Below are 22970 nucleotides of genomic sequence, written 5' to 3' on the forward strand. Positions count from 1 at the left end.
CTTACCACTCACACTTTAGATATAAAATCGCATATCCATATTTGCCATGGTCTACCGATTCTTCAGGGTCAACCTTCACCTGCAATTCAGGCTCAGGGGATAATGCAGGCTTGCAAATATTTGATACTTTGTTCTGAATGTACTTAATCGAGTTAAACTCTATTGAGGAAACTGCAGACAAACCCTTATCTACTGTGATAGAGAAAAGGTTAGGTGCTCGACCATAATCTCTTTTCACTTTCAGATACTTAATATTAATACTAAGAACACAACCAGCTGAGTCTTGATACTTGTCTTTTGCTTTACGCGCAATTTTTTCCGCTTCTTTTTTTATGATTTCAAAAAGCACAACAGCCCTGGCGTATTGCACGACGACGCCAACCGCCATCGCCAAACCAGCGGTTGTGGTTGTTCTTTTGTTCAATGAATCAGAAGGAACAATAGGCGCAAGCGCTCTAGTCGCTGAGCGAGGGATACTGCTCTGCCCCTTCCAATAAAGGCGGTCAGCCGCTCTAGCATTTCTAATGTTAAGGGTACGATCCAGTTCCGATAGAAGACTCTGCTTTCTTTTGACGCCATTCAGATCATTAGGCAATTTCTCCAATGGTCCTGCTAACGAAGTTGGTTTAACAGGTGTGTCAGAAATATCAGAAAACTTAGGTTCTTTTTCTATTTGCTTACAGGCCTTGTACATGGAGTCGACTGGGTACATATGATTGATGTAATCAGAAGAAAAGTTGTATGGGCCTTTGTGGGTCAGGACAGTGAATCTCATTATTTACATCCTTGTTGATTAGAAATCACAGAAGATAGAAGCAGTCCATTTGCTTCTTACGCATGCCGGTAGGCTGCGTAAAACAGAGTTGAAATCATAGTGTCCTCACAACTTGTAAGTCAATCTCGCAGCCCTCAATCCCAATAATTAAGCTCAGCCTACTTTATCCCTTTAAAAACCACCCATAGGAAACAGGCAAACCTTAGCATTCAATAAAATAATTGAGATAAGTCCAACACTTATGATCTAAGTCTATTGTGTTGAATGGTTCTGCTTCGTATCGTTGGGTGAGTGGCAGTAACAAGGATGTGTTGATGTTAATCGAGGGATTGTTAATCACGTCTATTCTGGGTTCGATTCAGGACCTGATTGTCGACCAATATACTCAGTCAGCTGATGCGGTGCTGAAAACTGAAGTGGTCGAACACAACGGTGAGAAGATCGTTTTCACCCATCAGCTTTGGCGCATTCGCGACAAATCCGTTTGCCAGCAACACCTCTCCAACTCCCTTGCTTACTACCAATGCAGACAACAGGCTGCCAACTACTTTATGGAAGCCTGCCAATACCTGAACAGCCACTACACCGAGCTTAACCATGGTAAGCAGATCAAAAACATGTACTGCAATGCCGCCACCCAATTTAACCCCAAGGTCGCGCAAATCAGCTTCGCCAACGAAAAGAGCGATGCTCAGAAGCTTAAAGAGGAGTGCAACGTGCTGGTGGCACAAGCGCTCAACAGCAAGAACCGAGAGTTACACCAGAAGCGCGACGAGGTGTGCCAACAATACAGGGAGTTAACTAAGTGAAGGATCTGGATAACCACAGAATTCAAAGCAACCTATCCCGCCAAGGCAAAGAGGTAGTTTGACATGCCAGATATGACGGCTGTTGTGCTTGATGCTGCAAAGACCTTTTGGTGGTTGATACCGCTGTTTTTATTTGCAGCCATTGTTAAATCGCCATGGTTTAAGGGGATGATAGGTGAAGCGATTGTGAAGCTGGCGGCAAGACTGCAGCTACCGAAAGAAACCTATATTCCTATCCACAACGTGACCATGCCTTGTAAGGCCAGCCCTGCTTCGACTCGCGCTAACGGAAAGAGCTCGACCGGCGGGAACGAGAGTGATAGCGAGGAAGAAGGCACTACCCAGATTGACCATATCTTTGTATCGCGGTTTGGAATCTTTGTGGTTGAAACCAAGAATATGCGGGGGTGGATTTTTGGTAGTGAAAAGCAGGCAACCTGGACTCAGAAGATCTACCGCCAAAGCTTTAAGTTCCAGAACCCGCTACGCCAGAACTATAAACACGTTAAGACGATTGAAGCCGCGCTCAACATCCCGGCGGATACCATACATTCCGTGATTGCCTTTGTTGGTGACTGCACCTTAAAGACAGATATGCCTGCCAATGTCACTCAAAACGCTGGCTTTATCCGCTATATAAAATCGTTTACCCAGACGGTGTTTACTGAGGAAGAAGCTCAGAGATTAGTAGCGCAGATACAGGCTGGACGGTTAACCCCGTCATTCAAAACCGACCGCCAACATGTGAAACACCTGAAAAACCGCGAAAGTAAAAAACCAGAGAAACAGTGTCCGCGCTGCGGCTCAGCCATGGTGCTTAGAAAAGCAAAACGCGGTGCAAATGCAGGTAATGAGTTTTGGGGATGTTCGGCGTTTCCGAAGTGTAGGGCTGTGGAAAATCCGATTTAACGGTCAGCAGCCTGCTGCGGCTGCTGCCTAATAACCAAACAGGAACTAGCATATCTAAGCTCCCACTTAGCCATAATCCGCCTTTACAAATTCCTATTTGCCAGTTTGAAAACTTATACCTATTTAAGAATAAGTAAAAGGAGAATCAAAGTAACTAAGAAAAAGCAGTGCTAACATATATCTTAGTTTCTCCTTTGATTGTTAAAATACGCTCTAAAACCATAATGCATAACTATATCCGCATCTGGATCTAAGCTGTATATTTCAGACCCATCCAATGGCTCTCTGTATTTAAATTTAAAGTTGCTACTTGAATACTTGCTACCAATAATTGAACGCTCAAAAAGATCCTCCAAAACATCAGAAGAATCTTTTCCTTCGAACTCTGCATCATTCATATACTTGATAGCACACTCATAATTACAATCAATGTCATTGTGAATTTTTCTAAGCACCTTGAATATTTTAGAAACTTCTTTGTCCGAGTAAAAAGATGATATCTCGCTACGAAACTCTTTAACTAGCTGACTAGCATAAGTTCCTATAAAATCGTTTACCTGTTGCTTACTTAATGGAACTGAAGACTCACCAGATTCTAAAGGTAGAAATAACAAAAGAAGATCTCTTGGCCTAAAAAGTGTATGATCTAAAACATACTTGAAGGAAGATTTCTGTTGATAATTGTCTGTTGTATCCACCAAGCTTTTCCAAGGATCTGACTGGTTACATGGAAGTTCTGCTTTCTCAAATGCTTTTCTAATTCTCAAATCAATAAACTTTCTGATATTAAGATCACTTTCATTATCACCTCTCTGAAAGTCATCTTGATACCATTTAATAGGTGCTGCATATGAAGCCATCATCTTTGCAGTATCAGGGTATTTGTCTCCAACATATTTCTCAACATCATCTCTAAGAAGTATAACAGCCTTAGCTTTAATCTTATTCTTAGAGAAGAAATCATTATTAATGTATTTTGCAACTCGCAACAGACTGACAATACTATCTACGCTAGATCTATTATTTATATCAAAGCCAACATCAAGGTCATCAAAAAATATAACATAAGAGTTTTCATTATCTAACTCAAACCTAGACGTTAATACACTCTTAATAACTTCTTCCAAGTGAGGCAAGAGTTTATAGAAAACTGCTTTCTGAGATTTTATAGAAAATTCTTTTTTAATCTTTTGTCTATAAAACCTTTTTAAGGGCTCTACATTAACTTCAAATCCCTTGTTTTGAGTTATTTCAACTAAATCTGTTTCAGTTATATCCACAAACCCAGTATTCTTCCTTAAAAACTGCCTCAACTGTTCAAAATCATTACTATCCTTCGCGGCTTCACTCTCAGAAAAAAGACGGATAAGGTGAGTATATATTAGCCACTTAAAAATAGATTCTTTCTCAAAATCATGTCCCTTCTCATTACCAATTTGAACAAGCTCTTCTAGGTTTATTCTGTCTTGCTTAACAAAGTCGACAAAAAGGTTACTCATCCCTAAAGACTTAGCATATGCAAACTGGGCGAAGGCGCTTTTCCCTGCGCCTTTTCGCCCGATAACAATAAACTTCTCATGAGATAACTGATTGAATAGATCATGCCAATCTTCATATACATCAGTTAATTTCATTCTGGATTGTTCTAAAGCTTCAGCTTCAGCTTCAGGAGCGCCTAAGAACAGCCTCCTATTCTTGGTCCCTCGGGCAAGATTTCCAAATAACATCTAACCAATTCCTTTGTTTCGTTTACTTGATTATCTTCAAGTTAGCTAGGCCAATATGCTGAAAAACTCAAGATATCGTGACAACCTAACAACTTAAGCTAACTTTGCTTTTCGTATTTATCTGGAATTCGTGGTTCCAGTTAAAAGTCTTTACTCTTTAGACAAAATGACTTAATGCGGAGTGCATTTGCTAGCGTTTTAAAAAGCATAGTTATGAACTCACTTCGTACCAATTTTGTCCAAAGCCGACTTTAGTAATTTAGCAAGTTCACTCGCAGGAAGATCTTCTTTGTGATTATGTTTTTCTAGAGTTGAACTTGGATTAAAGTCTATAGCTTCAATTGTTGATGCCGCCAGCTTTGTTGTTAGTTCTTCTTTGGCTTCGCTATCATTTAGTTTTTCTATTTGGCGTTTGTGGCCAACGTATGTTTTTGCGATTGTTTCCTTGTGAGCATACTCTTCCTGTAACCGTTTACTTTGAGATTGTTGCTTACTAGAAAATAGAGCTAGCCAGATCAAGGGGCCGAATAGCGGTAGCCTCTTTAAAAACTCAACGGTGTAGTTAAGCTTATCTTCACCACTACCGTTTAAATCATTAGCCAGATAAACCATTATTGCTATACATGCTACAAATACGAACGTCCATATATTTTTAGGCCAGCGATAGGAATTTTTTTGATCTTGAAACGCTTTAGCCAGTTCGACATTCGTAGCACCAGATAAGGCTCCCTCAATTTGTGCCAACAGCTCTTCAGACCTTGATTGGTGAGTTTCTAGGTCATCTTCATATTTTTCAAAAAGGGACTCAAGCTTTGATTCTAATCCTTCTTCAGAATCTTGGTCTCCGTACAACCTGACATAGGATTCCTTAAACTTTTTTCTGGATGCTGAGGTTTCCTCTAAAATCTCTTCTATTTCAAACTTACTTGACTCTATTTCAGGCAATAAACCATTTGATGCTTCATGTATTCTCTCATGCGTGACTATAATTTCTGTAAGTAGAGAATCGGTTCTCTCAACAATATCGGAGATTTCATTTTTTGAGTCTTGAAGCTGAGACTTCAAACATTTACCTTCGTCATCATCCTCAAGTAAATATTTATGTAACTCAGATATTTCATGCTTATTCTGACGTAATTCACCTAATAGCGTATTGGCTTCTTCCTTTATCTGGTTTCTTAACCTAGTGAAAGAGCCTTTTTGACCAGGCGTTAAGTTTTCATTATCCAATATATTTAAATCCCTATAATTTCTTAAGCCACAATCATAAGTAATAGCTAGCGACTCAATGTGTCATGGATTTCCTTCTCGAAGTACTAAAAGACGAGCTAGTACCCAGTATTAACATATTTACTAATAAATACGGAAGACGATTTTTCTATCAATATAGAGAAACCAGTTTTTGGCTTCTGATAGCTTCTTGTTGCCCATTACAGCACCAGAAATCCAAATCACTTTTTCATCTGACTTTCCACCAAGGAGAGCAGAGGCTTCATCTAAACCTTTTTGTTTTAGAACACAAAGGTCGTCCGACTCCAGCAATATCGTTGTGACTGGCTCTTCTACACCATTTGCTCTATCTATTTTTAGAAGTTTCAAAAGATTCACGCCCCTTGATAAACATAGTTAGTTGCTTCTGTTCACCTAGAAGATCTAGCCTACCCTACAACGGAGAAGTTGCCTATGTCCGTCGCGCTCAATAGATTTAAAAAAGACTAACCAATAATACGGTAGTCGAGCAGAATAAAAATCGGAGCTAGCTCAAGATTATGGGAAGAGTTGCGATCTTCATAAGCTACACGAAGTCATTGAAACAATCGCTTTCACTCAAAAATCTATGTTTCAGAAAATTTCTACTTTAGGAGAGCACACATTAGTAGCTATAACGTGATAATTGATGGTCAATTGTTTATATAGTAGAAGGTTCGTTACTCTGATAAGTTTTGGTGCACGAACAGTCTGTTTTAAAAAAGCGAGCACCACTTTCGCGATGCTCGCTTCTTCTATCTAACCGCTTTTATGCCAGCAGCCTAACGCTGCTGACTTATGTTCTCAACGAACTAAACCCTACTCATACTCACTCATAGGTACACAAGCGCAGAACAGGTTGCGGTCGCCGTAGACATCATCAATGCGGTTCACCGATGGCCAGAACTTGTTGGCGGCGACAGCGCTTACTGGGTATACCGCGGTTTTGCGGTCATAGCTGTGCTGCCAGTCGGCTTCAATCACGTCGTACTGGGTGTGCGGGGCGTGAACCAATGGGTTGTCTTCCAGTGTCCAGTCGCCCTGCTCTACTTTGCTGATCTCGTTGCGTATAGAGAGCATGGCTTCGATAAAGCGGTCCAACTCTACTTTCGATTCAGACTCTGTCGGCTCTACCATCAACGTACCCGCTACCGGGAAGCTCATGGTGGGCGCGTGGAAGCCGTAGTCGATCAGGCGCTTGGCGACGTCCATCTCGGTGATGCCGGTGGCTTCTTTGAGTGGGCGCATATCGATAATGCACTCGTGCGCCACGCGATCATTCTGGCCGGTGTAGAGGATCGGGAAGTGGCCTTTGAGTTTGGCGACCAGGTAGTTGGCATTGAGGATCGCCACTTCGGTGGCTTTCTTCAGGCCGATGCCGCCCATCAGGGCGATATATACCCATGAGATAGGCAGGATGCTGGCACTACCAAAAGGTGCGGCAGATACTGCGCCGTTTTCGTTGCCCAAGTCGAACTGGGTGTGACCCGCCACAAACGGTGCCAGGTGTTTCTTAACACCAATTGGCCCCATGCCCGGACCGCCGCCACCGTGTGGAATACAGAAGGTTTTGTGCAGGTTCAGGTGCGATACGTCGGCACCGATAAAGCCAGGCGAGGTAACGCCTACCTGTGCGTTCATGTTGGCGCCATCCAGATACACCTGACCGCCGTGCTGATGCACAACGTCGCAGATCTCCTGAATAGTGTCTTCGTATACACCGTGGGTAGATGGGTAGGTGATCATGATGCAGGAGAGGCTGTCGGCCAGCTCTTCGGCTTTGGCACGCAGATCATCCATATCAACGTTGCCCTGCTTGTCACAGGCAACCACGACTACTTTCATGCTGACCATTTGTGCCGATGCCGGGTTAGTACCATGGGCAGAAGCCGGGATCAGACAGACGTTACGGTGACCTTCGCCACGGCTTTCGTGGTACTTCTGGATCGCCAGCAGGCCGGCGTATTCACCCTGTGCGCCTGAGTTAGGCTGCATGCAGATAGCATCGTAACCTGTGATATCCACTAGCCAGTCTGACAGCTGGTCGATCATGGTTTTGTAGCCAGTGGCTTGCTCTGCCGGGCAGAACGGGTGCAGCTCGCCGAACTCTGGCCAGGTCACCGGGATCATCTCGGCGGTGGCGTTGAGCTTCATGGTGCAGGAGCCGAGGGAGATCATGGAGTGGTTCAGAGCCAAGTCCTTGTTCTCCAGGCGCTTGATATAGCGCAGCATCTCGGTTTCGCTGTGGTAGCTGTTAAATACCGGGTGCTCCAATACTGCGGTTTCACGCTGCAGTTCGGCAGGAATTGAGCTGGCATCTGCGGCGGTCAGTTCGGCATCGATGTTATCGATTTCGAGTGCATGGCCTTCACCCAGCAGTACGTCCCACAGTTGAGCGATGTCGCTGCGTGTCACTACTTCGTGCAAGCTGACACCCAATTTGCCGTCCAGATCCAAACGCAGGTTAATGCCCGCTGCTTGGGCGCGGCTGACGATTTCGTCTTTGTTATCGACGGCCAGGGTCAGGGTATCGAACCAGTGGCCATTTACCGGCGTAATGCCTTTTTTGCTCAGGCCCGCTGCCAGAATATCTGTGTAGCGGTTGATGCGCTGAGCAATGGTTTTCAGGCCTTCAGGGCCGTGATAGACGGCATAGAATGCGGCCATATTGGCCAGTAATACCTGGGCGGTACAGATGTTGGAATTGGCTTTTTCGCGGCGGATATGCTGCTCGCGGGTCTGCATCGCCATACGCAGGGCGGTTTTGCCGTTGGTGTCTTTCGATACACCGATAATACGGCCCGGCAGTGCACGCTTATATTTGTCACGCGTAGCAAAGAAAGCCGCGTGAGGACCACCGTAGCCCATAGGCACACCAAAGCGTTGGGCAGAGCCCAGTACCACGTCGGCACCCAGTTCACCGGGTGATTTCAGCAGCATCAGCGCCATGATATCGGCCGCGACACAGGCCACGCCTTTGGCGTCCTGTACCGCTTTGATTTGGTCGCGGATATCAACAATGTCGCCTTCGCTGGTGGGGTACTGGAACAGGGCACCAAAGATATCTTTACCCGCAATACTCTCATCAGATAGGACGGTTGCCGGGCCCACTTCAACTTCAAACCCAAAGGCTTCGGCGCGAGTTTGCAGCACGTCGATGGTTTGTGGATGAACCGTGTCAGCCACATAAAACAGATTGGCTTTTTTGTTTTTGGAGACACGCTTGGCCAGGGCCATGGCTTCGGCCGCGGCGGTGGCTTCATCCAGCAGAGAAGCACTGGCCAGATCCATGCCGGTCAGGTCCATGCTCAGCTGTTGGAAGTTCAGCAGGGATTCAAGGCGGCCCTGGGCGATCTCAGGCTGGTATGGCGTGTATGCGGTGTACCAACCCGGGTTTTCTAATATGTTTCGCAGGATCACATTAGGTACCAGCGTGGGGTAATAACCCATGCCGATATAGGATTTTGCGACGGTGTTTTTGGCAGCAACAGATTTCAGGTAGGCCAGTACTTCCTGTTCGGTTCGGCTTTCGCCTGTGGCCAGCGGTTGTGGCAGGCGAATGGCGGCAGGCACGGTCTGTTCAATCAGATCATCCAATGAACTGGCGCCTGTATCGGTCAGCATGGCGGCGATCTCTTGTTCGCTTGGGCCGATGTGACGTCGAACAAAAACATCTTTCTGCTCCAGGGAGCTGAGGGAGCGGTTTGAAGGTGCGGTCATCTTTACTGTACCTGTCTGATTTACTGCGTCAGGGGTTAAAAAAGACAGGCCCCGGCAAAATGCCGAGGCCTGGTTAAGCGTATTACTAATTAATCTTCGTCGAGCGTGTTGGCGTAATCTTCAGCGCTCAGCAGATCGTCCAGCTCTTCTGGCTCGCTTGGCTTGATCTGGAAGATCCAGCCGTCGCCGAACGGGTCGTTGTTGACCTGCTCTGGGGTGCCTTCCAGATCTTCGTTAACGGCAACGATCACACCTGAGATAGGTGAATAGATGTCTGAGGCGGCTTTTACTGATTCACACACGGCAACGTCGTCGCCAGCGGCTACTTCGTCTTCCACTTCCGGCAGCTCGACGAATACCATATCGCCCAGCAGCTCTTGTGCATGCTCTGTGATACCTACGAAGCAGGTACCGTCGGCTTCTTTACGAACCCATTCATGAGTGGCGGTGTACTTAAGTTCACTCGGCACGTTACTCATCTTCTCTTCCCTCTGGATATTTATACTTCAAATAACTAATGCTTTTGACCGTTATACCACTGGCTTACCGTTACGAACAAAGACAGGCGGAACCAGTTTTACTGTAACCCACTTTTTGCGCATTTCCACTTCAACTTCAGCGACTTCAACTGAAGGAATACGGGCCAATGCAATACCTTGACTCAGCGTAGGCGAGAAGGTTCCCGATGTGGTGATGCCAGTATGCTCTGAACCGTCGGTGGCTTTCACTTTCACCGCCATGCCAGCGCGCAGTACGCCTTTGGTTTCCAGCAGCAGGCCAACCAGTTCTTCGGTGCCTTCGGCTTTTTGTGTTTCGAGTACGGCGCGGCCGATAAAATCACGGTCGCTAGGCTCAAGGGCGACGGTCCAGCCCATGTTTGCCGCCAGTGGGGATACGGTTTCATCCATATCCTGACCATACAGGTTCATGCCTGCTTCTAAGCGCAATGTGTCACGGGCACCCAAGCCGCAAGGACGTACACCGGCATCCAGCAGCTTCTGCCACAAGTCTTCCGCTTGTGCTTCAGGTACCACGATCTCGTATCCGGCTTCACCGGTGTACCCTGTGGTGGCAATAAACAGATCACCTGCCTGCACACCAAAGAATGGTTTCATGCCGTCGACCATGGTGTTTTGCTCATCGCTGAATACGGTAGCGGCTTTGGCTTTGGCTTCCGGGCCCTGCACGGCGATCATGGATAACTCTGGGCGCTCGCTTACTGCAACGTTGAATGCGTCTGCTTGTTTGTTGATCCACGCTAGGTCTTTTTCACGGGTCGCTGAGTTAACCACCAGGCGGAACCAGTCATCTGCCAGGTAGTAAACAATCAGGTCATCAATCACACCGGCTTCAGGCGTACACATGGCGGTGTAAAGGGCTTTGCCCGGCGTTTTCAGTTTGGCGACGTCGTTGGCGAGAAGAAAACGGAGGAAGTCGCGAACACGTGCGCCTTTAAGATCAACAATGGTCATGTGAGAAACATCGAACATACCGGCGTCTTGGCGAACGGCGTGGTGCTCTTCGATTTGTGAACCGTAGTTGATTGGCATCTCCCAGCCATAAAAATCAACCATCTTTGCGTTGGATGCTAAGTGCTTATCAAACAATACAGTTTTTTGCGGCATTGAGATGTCTCCGGCCGGGGGATGAGATGGGGGCGGATTATACCCGCCAGATTACGCCTGAGAAATACCTAATAGAGCAGAGATTGCTTTGACCTGTATCAAAACTGTAAAGCGGCGGCGACAGGCTCACCATTTTGGGGCTCTAAAAATTTGAAGTGACATTTTGGGGCCCCAGCCTGAGCTCAGGCTTGGTCTAACACTCGCTCTAAAACCGATATGAAACGTCTATGGAAAGCACATCAATACCGGGATTGTACTTATTGGTATCTGCGTTAGAGGTGTGCTGGAAGGTTAATCCCAGATGCCAGTTTCTATGGGCTTCAAATACGACACCGAGGTGAGACGTAAAATGTAGTTCACCACCAGCATCAAAATGGGGGGCTTCGGGTGAATCCAGGTACGTAGGTGCAATACCAAACTGCAGATGAAGAGGGAAATCGTCCTTGAACCAGCGGAAGTTGGGACCTATGGCCACATGCCACATATCGTGACCGTTGATCTCGTAAATACCGCCCATGGACATAATTTCTGTATTGAAGTGCCAGCCGCTATCCCAGGACCAGTTCCAGGGCGTGGAGAGGTTGGCATACACCGCCATCAACTCTTCTTCGTGGCTATTACTGTAGTCGGAGATACCGTATCGGGCACCGAGGCCGAGCAGGTCGAAGGTGGTTTCGTCCTCAGCGTAGGCTGAAGGCACCAGTACTGCAGCAGATAAACAAGCAACCAAACACCCTGACGCTCGCAGCATGCCTATATCTCCCTATAACTTATTGATACGCTTGATTAACTAAAGCACACCTATGAGATATAGAAAAATATTAAATGCTATTTATTAGGGGCTGGGCACACCTTCAATGGCGAGCTTCGCTAATTGCTGTTTGAGCGGTGTTAACTCATCGGCCACGCGCATACCGACACCACGCAATAGTTTCAGCGGTGGGATGTCGTTGCTGAACAGGCGTTTGATCCCTTCCATTGCAGCGATCATGGCAACGGTTTCGGCCTTGCGTTCACGTTCGTAGGCGCGCAGGTTCTGTCGCAAGCCGATATCTTTATTGCCATCCGCCAACGCCAGCAGGTGTTTTGCCAGTGCTTTGGCGTCCTGAAAGCCGAGGTTAACGCCCTGCCCTGCCAGCGGATGAATAGTATGGGCAGCGTCCCCCATCAGAACCACACGATCGCAGCTCCAATTGCGGGCATAACGCATGGTCAGCGGTATCACGGCTCGTTCGCCCTGTAGCTCACAAAGCCCCAGCTTCATATCAAAAGCAGTGGCCAGCTGTTTATTAAACTCGGCTTCAGATGCCTGGCCATGCTGTTTGGCTAACTCTGGCGGCAGTGACCAGACAATGGAGCAGAGGTTATCTTCCGGCAGTGGCAAAAAAGCCAGCGGGCCATCAGGTGTGAAGATCTGATAAGCGGTGTGGCTGTGTGGCAGATCGGTTTTGATTGTGGCGACCAGTGCGTGGTGGTCATAATCCCAGAATGTCAGCGGCAGGCGGGCCTGCTGACGCAGCCAGGAGTGGGCACCGTCGCCCGCCACCATCAGTGGTGCTGAAACAGGTTCATCGTCATCCAACAGCAGCCAGGCTTCTCGCTCACTGAGGCGCAGCTTTTTCGGCGCTACGCCGTATAGCAGATCGACATTGGCGGCTTGTTTCACCGCTTGATACAGGCCAGCACAGATATGACTGTTTTCGACAATATGGCCCAGGTGACTCATGGCTAATTCATCAGCCGCAAAGCCGATACGGGCAAAACTGTCTTTTTCCCACACGCTCATCTGCTGGTAAGGGCTCAATCGTGCCGGTGCAATATGCTGCCAGGCACCGATGTCACGCAAAAACTGTTCGCTGTTATGGTTTAGTGCGCTGACACGATTGGTATAGCTACTTTGATCGTTATCTGAAGCTTGGCCGACCGGCGGTTGGCCTTTATCTATCACAGCCACCCGCAGTGGGGTATCAGCCAATGCGGCGGCCAGACTCAGGCCGACCATACCACCACCCACAACGATCAGATCGTAACTACTCATAATGTGTTTCCAGAAAGAGGTTCAACACGGCCAAGGCCCATGCCCAGCTGTGTCAGAGGTGCCTGCAATGATGGCAGCCATTGCAGCGCCGCCAGTCCGGTGCTTCGCAGCAGCGCCATGGATCGGGCATTATTGGAGAACAAACGGCACAGGCCATCTGTGAAATTCACCACCTGATTGATATCTGCCTCTCGGCCATCGCGGTAATGTTTTAACACGCCATGCAGGCCGATATCAGTTTGTTCGCGCCAGCTGTCAGCAACCACCCTGACCAGGGTTTGAATATCGCGCATTGCCAGATTAAAACCCTGTCCTGCGATGGGGTGCAGCGCATGGGCAGCATTGCCCAAAACAACCGCGCGATGATGAATAAGCTGTTCACTCTGCATCAATTGCAGTGGATACACGTCTCGCACACCGGCTTTTTTCAATCGACCTAAACGATAACCTGCCACCGGCTGCAAGGCTTTGATAAAGGCTTGGTCATCTAATTCGGCGATCTGTTTGGCCTGCTCATGGCCCAGGCACCACACCAATGAAGTGCGACCGCCGGACATAGGCAGCAAGGCCATGGGGCCTGTGTCGGTAAAACGTTCGTATGCCCAGCCATTGTGTGGCTGTTCAAACTCCAGATTGGCAATCACTGCGCTTTGTTCATAGGCACTGCGTCGCACGCCGATACCCAATAACTCGCGGGTATGGGAGCGACCACCATCTGCTACCACCAGCAATTTGGCGGTTAGCTGCTTGCCGTTGTCCAGCTGCAACTGAACCTGATCCTGCTGTTGCTTGAGTTCAGAGACTTTGGCGGGTGCGAACAGGTCGACTTGGGATTGTTGCTGCAAACGCTGAGTGACCACTGCACCAACACTGCTGACTTCCAGCACATGGCCAAAGCTAGGCTGGCCTTGGCTAGAAGAGCTTTGCTCGGATGCATGAAGGTTGGTCACGCCAAAGTGGCCGCGATCAGACACCTGGATATGTTGGATAGGCGCGGCATCGGCTGCCAATGCGCCCCAAAGAGACCATGCCTTGAGCTGTTCAATGGTATTGGCTGATAGCGCAAGTGCGCGATTATCAAACGAGGGGTGGTTGTCGCTTTCAGGGGCGGCACCATCAATCAATGCCAAGCGAATTTGTGGGCATTCGTCGAGTAAACCCAATGCCAATGTGGCGCCGGCCATGCCGGCACCAACAATGATCAAGTCATACTGAGACGCTGCATCACTCATCAGGCAGTAACCGCTTCCCCGGCCATCATCTGCTCAACCTGATCCAACTCTTTCACAGCGCTGGCGGTGAGGTTGTCGTGACCGGATTTAGTCACCAGCAGGTTATCTTCAATACGAATGCCTGTGCCACGCCACTGCGCGTCGACTTCGGCATCGAGAGCGATGTACAGACCCGGTTCGATGGTCAGCACCATACCCGGTTCAAAAGGACGCTCGGTATCGTCCACTTTGTATTCGCCAACATCGTGTACATCCAGGCCAAGCCAATGGCCAATGCCATGCATGTAATACGCGGCGTAGGCTTTCTCTTTGATCAGGGTTTCCAGCTCACCTTCGAGAATGCCCAGCTTTATCAGACCGGCCGTGAGTACTTCAATCGCTTTGTCACCCACCTGCTTGATGGTGTTGCCGGGCGTGACCAAGGCCATCGCGGCTTTTTGTGCATCCAGTACCAACTGGTAAAGCTTACGTTGCGGTTCGCTGAACTTACCTGACACCGGGAAGGTACGGGTGATATCGGCGGCATAACCCTGCAGCTCACAGCCGGCATCGATCAGTACCAGGTCGCCATCTTTGAGGCCATCGGCGTTTTCGGTGTAATGGAGAATACAGGCGTTGTCGCCACTACCAACAATGGTGCCGTAAGCAGGCGAGCGAGCGCTGCGCATGGCAAACTCGTGGTGAATTTCCGCTTCCAGCTGATATTCGGTCGCACCGTCTTTTGCGAACCTCATAGCGCGGTGGTGGGCATCGGCAGAGATAACACCCGCTTCACGCATCACGGCTATTTCCGCTTCTGATTTAATCAGGCGCATCTCGTGCAAAATCGTGCGTGCGTCGAAGATCTCTTTTGGTGCTTTCCAGCCTTTCTTCGGGCCGCTGCGCAGTAAGCTCAGGGTGGCCAGGATCTGTTGGTCAAACTCCGGATAAATACCCTGAATAAAGTAAACGCGCTGTTTGCCATCCAGGGCTTTGCGAAGCTGTTCACTGGCATCTGCAATATCAAACGCTTCATCAACCTTCAGCGCTTCGACTGCCGCTTCTGGTCCCAGTCGACGCCCTTGCCAGATCTCCGCCAGCTTGTCTTTATTACGGCACAGCAGCTTGGTTTCGTTACTCTCGCCTTTGCTCTGGCCTTTGTTCTGGCCTTTGCTGAGGATCAGTAAGGCATCTGGTTCAGCAAACCCGGTCAGGTAGAAGAAGTCGCTGTCCTGACGGAACAGGAATTCGGTATCACGACTGCGGGTTAGCTCTTGGGCTGCCGCAAACACGGCCACGCTGTTGTCAGCCATCTGGTCAAAGAAACGCTGACGGCGGGCGATAAATTCAGACTGGGGGATGCTAGGTACTTGGCTCACTACGACGCTCTCATGCACTTAACTAAAAACAAACGCAATTAATGCAAACGGGGTTTTGATTCTGCCGCGGATGTTTCGCGATAACCCAGTTCATTGAAACAGAAGATGGCAGATACGCGCAGATACTCGACTACCTCAATAAATGCCGCTTCCATTTCATCGGGATCTTCATCCTCATCACCCAGAGATACGCGGGACAGTTCAGCCAGATCAGCGATAATCTCTTTGAGCTCGTCAGATGCGCTTTCCAATCCACCACAGGCAACGGCAAAACCCGCCAGGAACCCTTCAACCCAATCAGCCATGGCGTCAACACGTTGGGCCAGGTCAACTTCATCTTCGGGCAGCAACGGGGCAAACGTCAGACTCTCATCTACCAGCACCTGGCAGACATGTTGATAAACACGATCGGTGGCATCCGCAAGATCGGACGGCAACGCAAACCCTTCGTTTACCAGATCTGCCAGTGGTGCGCGCCAGCTGCGACCGTCGAGTGGAATGCCGCCGCAAACCAGGCCCGAAATAACACCGTGCACTTCTGCGGCCGATGCCAACAACTTGAATTTGTCCAACAGCTCGTTGAACTCTTCGAATTCGTAAATTGCGCTTGCGCTCATGGGGTAACCGTTAATATTAGCTCTTTGGGGGCTAGCTTAGCATTGACCTGGATACAGACCAACGCTGGCTGCTTTAATCCTGAGCAAACAGACCACAGAAGTGGCAAATTAGGTTGACTTGCACTCTGCCACGAGGAAAATGGATCCCACAGCGCATGCTAAGCTTTTAGCTTTCCTGGTGTGTTTGCCAGTGGGTTACGTCCCTGAGCCGATATCCACATTTTAAGGGTTGTTTAGTCATTGCTATTGAGCATGCTCAGCTCGACTGAGACGCCTACGGTAGTGCTAGATTTCCCGCCTTGAACCGGAGGGTTCAAGGGCTGACACCCGCAGCGGCACACTGGGAAACTTCTCATAATAAGGCCCGAATGCCTTGAACCTCAGCCGCCAACAGATCCGCCAACACGTTCGAGAACGACGTCAGCAACTCTCTGATGCTGACCAGCGGCTGGCGGCTGAATCGTTACTATGCCAATTACAGTCGCTTCCCCAGTTTCAAAACGCCAATCGCGTTGGGCTTTATCTGGCCAACGATGGCGAAATCGATCCTGAACCGGTAATTCAACACCTGTGGCACAAAGGCTGTGACGTCTATCTGCCGGTGCTTCACCCTTTCAGCAAGGGCCACCTGCTGTTCCTGCACTACGACAGAAATACCCTGCTGATCCGCAATCAATACGGTATTCCCGAGCCACGGCTGGATGCCACCGCCATTGCTCCCCTGACCTCACTGGACCTATTGCTGTGCCCATTGGTGGCATTCGACGCAGAGGGCAACCGTTTGGGTATGGGTGGCGGCTTTTACGATCGGACCCTCAGCCGCTGGCATCCTGAGGCAAATCCGGCTCCCTACCCCGTGGGACTGGCCCATAATTGTCAGCAAGTTGAGGCGTTACCGGCGCAAGAGTGGGATGTGCCACTGCCGATGATCGCCACACCAGACAAGGTTTGGCAGTGGTAGCCGACCTGTTTCAGACAAGGCTGAAGTTATTTTAGACGTCTAGACTTCTACTAGACGAAATACTCGGCTATAATTCCGCCTCCTTCAACCTGTACTCAGACACAGGGACTGACATGACGCAAGACGAACTGAAAAAAGCGGTCGGCTGGGCCGCATTAGAATATGTCCAACCTGGCACCATTGTTGGTGTAGGCACGGGCTCCACGGTTAACCACTTCATTGATGCGCTGGCAACAATGAAAGATGACATCGAGGGAGCCGTTTCCAGCTCGGAAGCGTCAACAGAGAAGATGAAGTCCCTGGGTATCGAAGTATTCGATCTGAACAGTGCTGGCCCGCTGGATCTATATGTAGATGGTGCCGATGAGATCACCAAACACCTGCATATGATTAAAGGTGGTGGTGCCGCACTGACTCGCGAAAAGATTGTCGCGGCAGTGGCGAAGAAGTTTGTCTGTATCGTTGACCAAAGCAAACAGGTTGGTCGCCTCGGCAAGTTCCCTCTGCCCGTTGAAGTGATCCCCATGGCTCGCAGCTATGTGGCGCGTGAGCTGGTTAAACTGGGTGGTGACCCGGTTTGGCGCGATGGCGTTATCACGGATAACGGCAACGTCATTCTGGATGTTCATAATCTGGATATCCTGGATCCAGTGGCACTGGAAACAGAGATCAATCACATCACGGGTGTGGTTACTAATGGCATTTTTGCTCGCCGCGCGGCAGATGTTGCGCTGGTTGGTAGCGAACAGGGTGTAGCTAAGGTCACTCTGGATTAATCATGATGGCCCGCAAGGGCTTTTAGCAGTTTTCAAAGTAAAGAGTTGGATGTCGTTATGCGCAAAATTTCGCTAGACAAGCACAAGATTAAAATCCTTCTTCTTGAAGGATTACACCAGAGCTCAGTAGAAGTTCTGAAAGCGGCCGGTTACGAAAACATTGAATACCACAAAGGCTCGCTGTCCGAAGATGCGCTGAAAGAAGCGATCAAAGATGTTCACTTTATCGGTATCCGCAGCCGTACCCAGCTGACCGAAGAGGTGCTGGCATGCGCTGACAAGCTGGTTGCTATCGGCTGCTTCTGCATCGGCACCAACCAGGTCAACCTGGCTGCCGCCGAGAAGCGTGGTATCCCGGTATTTAACGCACCGTTCTCCAACACCCGTAGTGTTGCCGAATTAGTTCTGGGCGAAATCCTGCTGTTGTTCCGTGGCGTACCAGAGCGTAACGCCAAAGCGCACCGTGGTGAGTGGGATAAGAGCGCTATCGGCAGCTACGAAGCGCGTGGCAAAAACCTGGGCATCATAGGTTACGGCCACATTGGTACCCAGCTGGGTATTCTGGCTGAAACTATCGGCATGAAGGTGTACTTCTACGATATCGAAACCAAACTGCCATTGGGTAACGCCAATCAGGTGGCCAGCATGGAAGAGCTGCTGGGCCTTGCAGATGTTGTTTCTCTGCACGTACCAGAAACGCCGCAAACCAAATATATGTTTGGTGCTGAGCAACTGTCTCAGATGAAAGACGGCGCCATCCTGATCAACGCCGCACGCGGCACTGTCGTTGAGATTGATGACCTGTGTGCAGCACTGCGTGAGAAGAAAATCTCAGGTGCAGCCATCGACGTATTCCCGGTTGAACCGAAAGCCAACGGCGAAGAGTTTGAATCACCGCTGCGCGAGTTCGACAACGTGATCCTGACACCACACGTAGGTGGTAGCACCCAGGAAGCACAGGAAAACATCGGCATCGAGGTAGCAGGTAAACTGGCCAAGTACAGTGACAACGGCTCTACCCTGTCTGCAGTTAACTTCCCAGAAGTATCACTGCCAGAGCACGAAGGCTGCAGCCGTCTGCTTCACATCCACCACAACCAGCCTGGCGTGATCAACCAAATCAACCAAGCGTTTGCAGCGAAAGGCATCAACGTTGCCGCACAGTACCTGCAAACAACCGCTGATATCGGTTATGTGGTTATCGAAATCGACACCGAGCAGGCTGATGTAGCACTGGCGGAACTGAAAGCGATTGATGGCACCATCCGCTGCCGTATCCTGCACTAGGATTTAGCTTTTGCTGGATTAAGAAAAGCCCTGCGATGCAGGGCTTTTTTGTTGCTGCCTTGTTTACTATTGGGTTCTATACAGTGGCTTCTTTAATTCAAAACTGAATTCCCGCCAGCCCAACCAATTAATAAAGGATTTCGGGCGCTTACTTTCATTTTTCTGAATTAAAATTGGATTTCAGCGCCCAAGTCAGGGAGTGAATACGCCTTCACTCCCTGACAACCACTCTTTACCGGCAGAGAGTGCGCCCCAACTATGTGCTTATCCTTCGCTTTCACCGGCATAGGGTCTGGTGGCCTTTGGCGTATGAGTGTTGTTCGAACGAAACGCGCAATTGAGCAAGAAATGAGTTGCGTAGCTTAGTGAGCTAAGCAAGTAACGAATGACGCAGCGAAAGTGCGTTTCGACGAACCCCATCTCCTCGAAAAAAGGGGCAGCATCAGTTGGGGATTTATTCTACGTTATCGGCAGCTTATTGAGACCCACTCAACTTCGCCACCTCTGCCTTGCCTAAATCCCCAACTGTTTGCTGCAAAAACACCCGCTAAAGGTCACCAGCCCCTACACTAACGGCTCGATAAACGTCCCTGTTTAACGAGCCTAAGATGGGCATCCTTGCCCATCTTCACGTCGATTCTTGGGCTCGCTACGGGCACATAGAGGGGGGAAGTGTCCCGTAGCTAACTACGGAGTAATTCCCCCTTCAAGCGCACTGACCGTAACAGCTATGCAAGGTCACGAGGCAGGACGCCGAGTGAACAAAGTCAGCACAGGGAAGTGCTGTCTTTGTGTGCCGCCAGCAGAGCTGGTTAAGGGAAGTGAACAGCGCTTGGTGGGGGCGCAGGCTACACCAGTAGAGAATGTTGTTAGGGCCTTGGGCGAGCAAGTCCCTAACTAAGGGTGCCAAATCAGAGCTCTATTAAAAAATAGGGAATATAAGCACACTTATGGTTTCAAGAGTTAGTTCAAGTCGCCTATCAGTTTTTTTAACGGAGAAAGTGTTCAGAAACGATACAACAACGTCAAACTGGTCCGGGTATCCAACGTCTCTAGCGTTTCATCAAATAGCCCATCGTCATTAATCGGGTTGGTCTGATGTACAAAGGAGAAACTTAGCTTCAGCAGCATCTGACCGATCAAAGAAGCACTAAGGGATGTGTCGGAACGGGTAATGGTGTTCTCCTGACCAATTTCAGAAGAGAACACTTCAGCAAAGGTGGCGGTATCACTGATCTGCCACTCGAGTTTGGCAGCCAGTCGGGAAATAAACTCTCGTTGATCTTTTTCTACATCATTTCGGCGGTAACCTGGGCCGGCTTCCAAATCGAGATAGGCGATATCGGCCTGCCATGCTCGCCAGCCATAACCTGCCGATACGGTGATCAAATCACGTAGGCCATTAAAGCGATCATTTTCGTAGTCAGCCAAACCAAACGTGTACTCTAAATCGTTCCATTCTCGCTGGGTCTTCAGAGTAAACTTGTAACGCTCTTGAGATGTTGACTCATCATCTTTCTTGAAATCAGACTCAAACGCATAATTATTGCGCCAACCAATCATAAAGTGATCGACTTCGATACGGCTGCGATAGCTGGTGGTTTCTGTATTACCGGTGGAGTTGTTAAGACCTACCTCAACGGAACCGGCAAAACCCCGACGCGATAACTCCTCATCACTGTATTCGTCATCCAGTGGTGACCAGAGATCGGCATGAGTAGGGAAAGAGCAGAGTGAGAAGAGTGACAAACTCACTGCCAAAATGCGCCTGAACAACCTCTCCCCCGAACGAACATAATAATCAATAAAAACCTAGATTCTATGTTACCCACACAACAGCCTTTGGCAATCAGAGATTACCAACTATGCGCGGTACTCGAGGAGTCTTTTTAGAAGCTATAGAGCAGTGTCACGGCAGTTCTGGTATCCGTCTTCGACAACTCTTCGTCGTCTTCCTCATCAACCGTCGGCGCAGTCTGATGAGTTACAGTAAAAGAAGCTTTCATCGCCAGTGAACCAATAATGCTTGCGGTTATGGCGGTTTCAGAACGGGTGACTACGTTATCTTCACCAATCTCTGAACTCAAGCGCTGGGTAAATTTTGAGGTTTCACTGATATCCCAGCTGTAATTGCCTGCGACACGAGCAATCATTTCATCATTCTTGTCTTTCGCATCATTAGTACGATAACCAGGACCACCTTCCAAATCGAGGAACATGCTGTCGGTTTCCAGAACCCGCTGACCGTAACCCACCGAAATGGTATTCGCGTCCTCCATACCGTTGAATCGATCGTTCTCATAACTGTATCGATAGAAGGTATAGCTATTGATAGCAAAGGCCCACTGTCGGTTACCCTGAGCAGACGCGAAGTAACGTTCCTCTTTCACCTCATCGTCATCTTCTTTGTAGTCGGTTTCGAATACGTAATTGTTTCGCCAACCAATAAGGAAATGATCAACATCGATTTTTGAGCGGTAGGTAGTGGTTTCAGTGTTACCCGTAGTCATGTTGAACCCCAGTTCAACGCCACCAGCAAAACCACGTTTGATCAGCTCTTCTTCGGTCAGTTCCTTTTCATCCCAATCAATATCTGCAAACGCGGGCGCGGCAAAAGAGACAACGAAAACGAGAGCAAAGGCAGTGAGAAACTTCATTGGTACACCAAACTGGAAGATAAAAACCTCAGCCAGCATGGACTGAGTAAACGTGTCGATTATGCACGTTTACCCAGCTCAGCTCTAGCATGAGATTGCAGATAGTACGTCTACGAAGCCTGCTTCATATTTAGGTCCATCTGTGGGAATGGGATCTCCACACCGGCTTCATCATAGGCTTTCTTAATCTGCTCATTCAGGTCGAAGAATACGGTCCAGTAATCAGGTGTATTCACCCAGCAACGAATTGCCAGGTTAACGGAAGAGTCAGCAAGCGCTGCTACGCCTAATGTGAAACCGTCTTCATTAATCACCAATGGGTGCTCAGACATCACTTTTTCGGCAATAGATTTCGCCTGGGCTAAATCAGCACCGTACGAAACACCAATCACCAGATCGACGCGACGTTTGGCTTCACGACTGTAGTTGGTGATAGCTCCACCCATGACCTGAGCATTAGGTACCACAATGACTTTATTGTCGGGGGTTTTCAGTACTGTTGAGAAAATTTGGATAGACTCAACCGCGCCTGACACACCACCGGCTTCAACAAAATCGCCTTTACTGAATGGGCGAAAGCCGACGATCAATACACCGGCTGCGAAGTTAGATAGGCTGCCCTGCAGTGCCAAACCAATCGCCAGACCAGCAGCTGCAATCACAGCGGCAAAAGAGGTAGTTTCTATGCCCAACTGAGCAAGAGTGATGATGATGGTGAAAGTTAATGCGGCGTAGTAAACCAGATTCCCAACAAAACCTATGAGAGTGGCTTCCATGCCCCTTGCCTTCATCATCTTCTCAACCAATCCACGTAACCAGCCGGAAACCATCCGACCGATAAAAAAGATAATAATGGCAAGGACTACATTGGTGGCGAATGTCAGCAGCATGGGCTGACCATCTTTGATCAGGACTTCGATCTGTTCCATGGAGCACGCTCCCTTCTGAATCGTTTTTTATTTTCCACTAGAGTCACAGACTCTAACATTCACCTCGTACTGCTCTATCTCGGGCTTGGGTTAACTATAGCGGTGGAGTGTGACAAACCAAAACATCAATGTCAGATGACCAAAGCCAGGCCTTCTATTCAGGGGGAAACGACTAAAGTGAAGGGGGTTAGGTTGCTGCGAAACATAGATAAGCACTGGAGCAATTTTCGACCGTTCTTCCTGTACATCGTCACTCCTGTGCGCCCGTGTGCCCGCGGAATACGACCGCCATGGACGGCGGA

The 22970-nt window shown here is 48.9% G+C and carries 21 protein-coding genes and 1 other RNA gene; 7 read left to right on the plus strand and 15 right to left on the minus strand.

Annotation, left to right across the window (positions count from 1 at the left end; translation table 11 throughout):
* Window position 1: 1 nt before the first annotated feature.
* Window positions 2-775, minus strand: coding sequence for a hypothetical protein (locus ABEA14_RS10420; RefSeq protein ID WP_345339929.1), 774 nt, complete (start codon window positions 773-775; stop codon window positions 2-4).
* Window positions 776-1089: 314 nt separating this feature from the next.
* Here ABEA14_RS10420 and ABEA14_RS10425 point away from each other — a divergent pair, with 314 nt between their 5' ends.
* Together ABEA14_RS10425 and ABEA14_RS10430 are read left to right on the plus strand one after the other, a co-directional pair.
* Window positions 1090-1584 carry a hypothetical protein gene (locus ABEA14_RS10425; RefSeq protein ID WP_345339930.1) on the plus strand — a complete coding sequence of 165 codons (495 nt, stop codon included), beginning with the start codon at window positions 1090-1092 and terminating at the stop codon, window positions 1582-1584.
* A 63-nt stretch (window positions 1585-1647) separates the two neighbouring features.
* A complete protein-coding gene (locus ABEA14_RS10430) occupies window positions 1648-2493 on the plus strand; it encodes an NERD domain-containing protein (RefSeq protein ID WP_345339931.1) in 846 nt (281 codons plus the stop codon).
* 182 nt (window positions 2494-2675) lie between these two features.
* Here ABEA14_RS10430 and ABEA14_RS10435 read toward each other — a convergent pair whose 3' ends face one another.
* From ABEA14_RS10435 to ABEA14_RS10485, 11 genes are all read right to left on the minus strand, one after another.
* Window positions 2676-4220, minus strand: a complete 1545-nt coding sequence (locus ABEA14_RS10435) for a P-loop ATPase, Sll1717 family (RefSeq protein ID WP_345339932.1) — start codon at window positions 4218-4220, stop codon at window positions 2676-2678.
* A 219-nt stretch (window positions 4221-4439) separates the two neighbouring features.
* Complete coding sequence (locus tag ABEA14_RS10440) at window positions 4440-5450, minus strand: hypothetical protein (RefSeq protein ID WP_345339933.1); 1011 nt, start codon at window positions 5448-5450, stop codon at window positions 4440-4442.
* A gap of 123 nt (window positions 5451-5573) precedes the next feature.
* Entirely contained in the window at window positions 5574-5819 is a 246-nt protein-coding gene (locus ABEA14_RS10445) for a hypothetical protein (protein WP_345339934.1), read from the minus strand.
* Between the two features lie 468 nt (window positions 5820-6287).
* Window positions 6288-9188, minus strand: coding sequence for an aminomethyl-transferring glycine dehydrogenase (gcvP, locus tag ABEA14_RS10450; protein WP_345339935.1), 2901 nt, complete (start codon window positions 9186-9188; stop codon window positions 6288-6290).
* A gap of 89 nt (window positions 9189-9277) precedes the next feature.
* Complete coding sequence (gene gcvH, locus ABEA14_RS10455) at window positions 9278-9667, minus strand: glycine cleavage system protein GcvH (RefSeq protein ID WP_345339936.1); 390 nt, start codon at window positions 9665-9667, stop codon at window positions 9278-9280.
* Between the two features lie 51 nt (window positions 9668-9718).
* On the minus strand, window positions 9719-10813 hold the full coding sequence (gene gcvT, locus ABEA14_RS10460) for a glycine cleavage system aminomethyltransferase GcvT (RefSeq protein WP_345339937.1): 1095 nt from the start codon (window positions 10811-10813) through the stop codon (window positions 9719-9721).
* A 205-nt stretch (window positions 10814-11018) separates the two neighbouring features.
* Window positions 11019-11564 (minus strand): acyloxyacyl hydrolase, encoded by a 546-nt coding sequence (locus ABEA14_RS10465; protein ID WP_345339938.1) that lies wholly within the window; start codon window positions 11562-11564, stop codon window positions 11019-11021.
* 84 nt (window positions 11565-11648) lie between these two features.
* Complete coding sequence (locus ABEA14_RS10470) at window positions 11649-12851, minus strand: FAD-dependent oxidoreductase (protein WP_345339939.1); 1203 nt, start codon at window positions 12849-12851, stop codon at window positions 11649-11651.
* Window positions 12848-14083 carry a 2-octaprenyl-6-methoxyphenyl hydroxylase gene (ubiH, locus tag ABEA14_RS10475; RefSeq protein ID WP_345339940.1) on the minus strand — a complete coding sequence of 412 codons (1236 nt, stop codon included), beginning with the start codon at window positions 14081-14083 and terminating at the stop codon, window positions 12848-12850. Before ubiH ends, ABEA14_RS10470 begins: the two co-directional genes overlap by 4 nt.
* Entirely contained in the window at window positions 14083-15441 is a 1359-nt protein-coding gene (gene pepP, locus ABEA14_RS10480; protein WP_345339941.1) for a Xaa-Pro aminopeptidase, read from the minus strand. Before pepP ends, ubiH begins: the two co-directional genes overlap by 1 nt.
* 38 nt (window positions 15442-15479) lie before the next feature.
* Window positions 15480-16058: a UPF0149 family protein gene (locus tag ABEA14_RS10485; protein ID WP_345339942.1), complete on the minus strand. Its 579-nt coding sequence runs from the start codon at window positions 16056-16058 to the stop codon at window positions 15480-15482.
* Between the two features lie 169 nt (window positions 16059-16227).
* On the opposite strand from ABEA14_RS10485, the gene ssrS reads away from it, so the two are divergent.
* The 5 genes from ssrS to ABEA14_RS10510 all read left to right on the plus strand — a co-directional run bounded on the left by ssrS (window position 16228) and on the right by ABEA14_RS10510 (window position 19983).
* Window positions 16228-16409, plus strand: a non-coding RNA gene (ssrS, locus tag ABEA14_RS10490) — 6S RNA.
* A gap of 22 nt (window positions 16410-16431) precedes the next feature.
* A complete protein-coding gene (locus ABEA14_RS10495; protein WP_345339943.1) occupies window positions 16432-17019 on the plus strand; it encodes a 5-formyltetrahydrofolate cyclo-ligase in 588 nt (195 codons plus the stop codon).
* 113 nt (window positions 17020-17132) lie between these two features.
* Window positions 17133-17795: a ribose-5-phosphate isomerase RpiA gene (gene rpiA / locus ABEA14_RS10500; protein ID WP_345339944.1), complete on the plus strand. Its 663-nt coding sequence runs from the start codon at window positions 17133-17135 to the stop codon at window positions 17793-17795.
* 57 nt (window positions 17796-17852) lie between these two features.
* Window positions 17853-19082: a phosphoglycerate dehydrogenase gene (gene serA, locus ABEA14_RS10505; protein WP_345339946.1), complete on the plus strand. Its 1230-nt coding sequence runs from the start codon at window positions 17853-17855 to the stop codon at window positions 19080-19082.
* A 757-nt stretch (window positions 19083-19839) separates the two neighbouring features.
* Window positions 19840-19983 carry a hypothetical protein gene (locus ABEA14_RS10510; protein WP_345339948.1) on the plus strand — a complete coding sequence of 48 codons (144 nt, stop codon included), beginning with the start codon at window positions 19840-19842 and terminating at the stop codon, window positions 19981-19983.
* Window positions 19984-20087: 104 nt separating this feature from the next.
* Here ABEA14_RS10510 and ABEA14_RS10515 read toward each other — a convergent pair whose 3' ends face one another.
* The 3 genes from ABEA14_RS10515 to ABEA14_RS10525 form a co-directional block, all read right to left on the minus strand.
* Window positions 20088-20837, minus strand: a complete 750-nt coding sequence (locus ABEA14_RS10515; protein ID WP_345339949.1) for a DUF481 domain-containing protein — start codon at window positions 20835-20837, stop codon at window positions 20088-20090.
* A gap of 134 nt (window positions 20838-20971) precedes the next feature.
* Window positions 20972-21739 carry a DUF481 domain-containing protein gene (locus ABEA14_RS10520; RefSeq protein ID WP_345339950.1) on the minus strand — a complete coding sequence of 256 codons (768 nt, stop codon included), beginning with the start codon at window positions 21737-21739 and terminating at the stop codon, window positions 20972-20974.
* 110 nt (window positions 21740-21849) lie between these two features.
* Complete coding sequence (locus ABEA14_RS10525) at window positions 21850-22668, minus strand: mechanosensitive ion channel family protein (RefSeq protein ID WP_345339951.1); 819 nt, start codon at window positions 22666-22668, stop codon at window positions 21850-21852.
* Window positions 22669-22970 lie beyond the last annotated feature (302 nt).

Origin of the sequence: Corallincola platygyrae (assembly GCF_039544265.1) — a bacterium.
Taxonomy (GTDB): domain Bacteria; phylum Pseudomonadota; class Gammaproteobacteria; order Enterobacterales; family Neiellaceae; genus Corallincola; species Corallincola platygyrae.

What these genes read in the sequence shown, in the direction of transcription:
- ABEA14_RS10420 (WP_345339929.1), bottom strand. Translation starts at nt 775, where the DNA reads ATGAGATTCACTGTCCTGACCCACAAAGGCCCATACAACTTTTCTTCT.
- ABEA14_RS10425 (WP_345339930.1), top strand. Translation starts at nt 1,090, where the DNA reads ATGTTAATCGAGGGATTGTTAATCACGTCTATTCTGGGTTCGATTCAG.
- ABEA14_RS10430 (WP_345339931.1), top strand. Translation starts at nt 1,648, where the DNA reads ATGCCAGATATGACGGCTGTTGTGCTTGATGCTGCAAAGACCTTTTGG.
- ABEA14_RS10435 (WP_345339932.1), bottom strand. Translation starts at nt 4,220, where the DNA reads ATGTTATTTGGAAATCTTGCCCGAGGGACCAAGAATAGGAGGCTGTTC.
- gcvP (WP_345339935.1), bottom strand. Translation starts at nt 9,188, where the DNA reads ATGACCGCACCTTCAAACCGCTCCCTCAGCTCCCTGGAGCAGAAAGAT.
- gcvH (WP_345339936.1), bottom strand. Translation starts at nt 9,667, where the DNA reads ATGAGTAACGTGCCGAGTGAACTTAAGTACACCGCCACTCATGAATGG.
- gcvT (WP_345339937.1), bottom strand. Translation starts at nt 10,813, where the DNA reads ATGCCGCAAAAAACTGTATTGTTTGATAAGCACTTAGCATCCAACGCA.
- ABEA14_RS10465 (WP_345339938.1), bottom strand. Translation starts at nt 11,564, where the DNA reads ATGCTGCGAGCGTCAGGGTGTTTGGTTGCTTGTTTATCTGCTGCAGTA.
- ABEA14_RS10470 (WP_345339939.1), bottom strand. Translation starts at nt 12,851, where the DNA reads ATGAGTAGTTACGATCTGATCGTTGTGGGTGGTGGTATGGTCGGCCTG.
- ubiH (WP_345339940.1), bottom strand. Translation starts at nt 14,083, where the DNA reads ATGAGTGATGCAGCGTCTCAGTATGACTTGATCATTGTTGGTGCCGGC.
- ABEA14_RS10485 (WP_345339942.1), bottom strand. Translation starts at nt 16,058, where the DNA reads ATGAGCGCAAGCGCAATTTACGAATTCGAAGAGTTCAACGAGCTGTTG.
- rpiA (WP_345339944.1), top strand. Translation starts at nt 17,133, where the DNA reads ATGACGCAAGACGAACTGAAAAAAGCGGTCGGCTGGGCCGCATTAGAA.
- serA (WP_345339946.1), top strand. Translation starts at nt 17,853, where the DNA reads ATGCGCAAAATTTCGCTAGACAAGCACAAGATTAAAATCCTTCTTCTT.
- ABEA14_RS10520 (WP_345339950.1), bottom strand. Translation starts at nt 21,739, where the DNA reads ATGAAGTTTCTCACTGCCTTTGCTCTCGTTTTCGTTGTCTCTTTTGCC.
- ABEA14_RS10525 (WP_345339951.1), bottom strand. Translation starts at nt 22,668, where the DNA reads ATGGAACAGATCGAAGTCCTGATCAAAGATGGTCAGCCCATGCTGCTG.